3 protein-coding genes and 1 pseudogene are annotated in these 2,682 nt (G+C 71.0%); 2 read left to right on the top strand and 2 right to left on the bottom strand.

Annotated features, from left to right (window positions below):
- Positions 1–260: pseudogene (locus FV220_RS24695) on the bottom strand (tRNA (guanosine(37)-N1)-methyltransferase TrmD); the annotation flags it as partial.
- A 139-nt stretch (positions 261–399) separates the two neighbouring features.
- Here FV220_RS24695 and FV220_RS24700 point away from each other — a divergent pair.
- Both FV220_RS24700 and FV220_RS24705 read left to right on the top strand, forming a co-directional pair.
- Positions 400–1,140 carry a methyltransferase domain-containing protein gene (locus FV220_RS24700; protein ID WP_147833548.1) on the top strand — a complete coding sequence of 247 codons (741 nt, stop codon included), beginning with the start codon at positions 400–402 and terminating at the stop codon, positions 1,138–1,140.
- Positions 1,141–1,219: 79 nt separating this feature from the next.
- A complete protein-coding gene (locus tag FV220_RS24705; RefSeq protein ID WP_147833549.1) occupies positions 1,220–2,011 on the top strand; it encodes a DUF4239 domain-containing protein in 792 nt (263 codons plus the stop codon).
- Positions 2,012–2,039: 28 nt separating this feature from the next.
- On the opposite strand, the gene rimM is transcribed toward FV220_RS24705, so the two are convergent.
- Positions 2,040–2,618 carry a ribosome maturation factor RimM gene (rimM, locus tag FV220_RS24710; RefSeq protein WP_147833550.1) on the bottom strand — a complete coding sequence of 193 codons (579 nt, stop codon included), beginning with the start codon at positions 2,616–2,618 and terminating at the stop codon, positions 2,040–2,042.
- Positions 2,619–2,682: the final 64 nt, after the last annotated feature.

Below are 2,682 nucleotides of genomic sequence, written 5' to 3' on the forward strand. Positions count from 1 at the left end.
GGGCGGGTATCGCCGGGGGAGGCAACGGCATCGATGGCCGCACCCAGCACGTCGCAGCGCAGCACCATGCCCGCGCCGCCGCCGGCAGGAGTGTCGTCCACGGCGCGGTGGCGGCCGATCCCGTGCTCGCGGATCTGCCGGGCCTCCAGGGTCCAGGTTCCGCGCGCGAGCGCATCGCCCGAGAGCGACATCCCGAGGAGGCCGGGAAACATCTCGGGGTAGAGGGTGAGGATCGTGGCGGACCAGGGCGCGCTCGTCATGCCGCTTGATGGCGCGTGTGGTGAGGGCGGGTCAACAACGCCCTTCCGGTCTCATGCCTCTACGGGCTCCGCCGACGAACGCCAACGCGCCGCAACCGGGGGGAGGGCACTTCCGGGCGGGCCGCCTCGTTGTCCCGCCATGTCTCCTCGTCTTGCCCTCGCGGCCTTCATCGCCCTCATCGTCCCGGCCTTCGCCACAGAACCGCTGGCACCTCCCGGCGCCCCCGCCTCCGCCTTTCCGAAGCCGGACAGGCCGGTGGCCGAGATCATCGCGCCGCTCTGGGCATCGGAAGCCCAGCGCGACACGGTCGACGAAGTCGGCCAGGTGGCGCGGCTGATGCGGATCGCGCCCGGGGAGACGGTGGCCGATATCGGGGCCGGCAGCGGCTATTACACGGTGCGTCTGGCCGAGCGGGTCGGGCCGCAGGGGCGGATCGTCGCCGAGGACGTGACGCCGCGCTACCTCGCCGACCTGACGGCCCGCATCGCGCAGGCCAAGCTCGGCAACGTCACCGTGCTACGGGGCGAGGCCCACGATCCACGTCTGGCGCCGGGCTCCCTCGACGCGGCGTTGCTGGTCCACATGTACCACGAGATCAGCCAGCCCTATGGCCTCCTGCACAACCTCGCCGCCGCGATGAAGCCCGGCGGCCGGGTCGGGATCGTCGATGCCGACGCGATTCCCTCGCGGCACGGGACGCCGCCGGCCCTCCTGCGGTGCGAACTCGCGGCGGCGGGCTACCGGGAGACCGGCTTCTCGGTGCTGGAGGGCGGGGTCGGCTATCTCGCGATCTTCGAGGCGCCCACGGTCGACGCGCGTCCCGCCCCCTCCGCGATCTCCCCCTGCAAGGACGTGGCGACGCGATCCGACCGGCGGTGATCGCGCCCGGATTCACGGTTCGGTAGCGGCGAAGCGCTAGGGTGGCCCCGCCTCGAACACCGAGCGGGAGAATGAGTGCGTGGTCCTGACGTTTTGGCTCGATCAGCCTGTCTGGCTGATGTTCGTCCTTCTGAGCGCCGTCTTCGCGGTCTGCATGGGCGCCATCAGCTTTCTCTCCACCTGGTCCGCGACGCGCCCGGGCATGCACAAGCTCGGGATCGGCGTCGTCGCCCCCTATTTCAACGCCATCTCGGTGATGCTGGCGCTGCTCACGGGCTTCGTGGCCAACGACGCCTGGGAGCGTCAGCGGCAGGCGACGAAGATCGTCCAGTCGGAGAAGACCAACCTCCTCGCCGTCCATGACCTGAGCCTCGCCACGGCCTCCGACATGTCCGCGATCCGCACCAAGCTGGTCGCCTATGCGAACGCGCTGATCGACGACGAATGGCCGAAGATGACGGTGGGCGAGTCGTCGGCGACCGCCAACGAGGCCCTGGGCGAGTTGATGCAGTCCGTGGCCGATCCCCGGCACAGCGCCGAGGCGGGAGCCGCCGCGCATGGGAGCCTTCTCGACGCGGTGATGAACCTGCGGGCCGAGCGCGGCACGCGCCTCGGCCTCGCCGACGTTCAGGGCGACCAGTCGAAATGGCTGACGCTGATGGTGCTGGCGCTGCTCACCCTCGTGTCCATCGGGCTGATCCACGTGGACAAGCCGGTGCCGCAGGCCGTGGCGATGATCCTGTTCTCGGTCGCCACGGTGACGACGCTGGGCATGATCGGACTGCACGAGCGGCCCTTCGACGGGCCGATGCCGGTGACGTCGGCGCCGCTGGAGATGGCACGGACGGCGATGACGACCGTCAAGCCCTGAGCGACGGCCCGGTCGGGTCGCTCCCGCCTCAGGCGGGCTCGTCGGGCGGCTTCGGCCCGGCGGGCGCGAACAGGTCTTCGGGCGGATCGACGACGACCCGGCCGTTGGCGACGTCGAGGATCGGGACGAAGGCCTTGGTGAAAGGCAGGAGCGCGGTGGGACCGCCCAGCGTCGGCTTGATCTCGAGGAGATCGCCGCCGCCGTAATTCGGCACGTCGGTGACGGTGCCGAGGAGCGCGCCGGACACATCCACCACGTCAAGGCCGACGAGGTCGGCCGTGAAGAACTCGTCTTCGTCCTCGACATGGCCGAGGCGGTCGCGCGGAAGGTAGATGGCGAGGCGGTTCAGGGCTTCCGCACCGTTGCGGTCGGAGACGCCCTTCACCCGCACAACGAGCAGGTCGGGCGAGGCTCCGCCGGCCCGGCGCACGTCGGTGAGCTCGATGCGCTGGCCCCCGGCGCCGATGAGCGGCCCGTAGGAGCCGATGGCCTGCGGGTCGCCGGTATAGGATTTCAGGCGGATTTCGCCGTTGAGCCCGTGCGCGCGACCGAACTCGCCCATCTGGACGAGGCTCGGATCGGTGGACGGTAGCGGCACCTCCGGCATCGGCCGGGGCCGATGCGCGGAGGTCGCCGAGCCCGAGCCGATGCGGCCCGGGCGGTCGCGACGG

Source organism: Methylobacterium sp. WL19 (genome assembly GCF_008040005.1).
GTDB classification, from domain to species: Bacteria; Pseudomonadota; Alphaproteobacteria; order Rhizobiales; family Beijerinckiaceae; genus Methylobacterium; species Methylobacterium bullatum.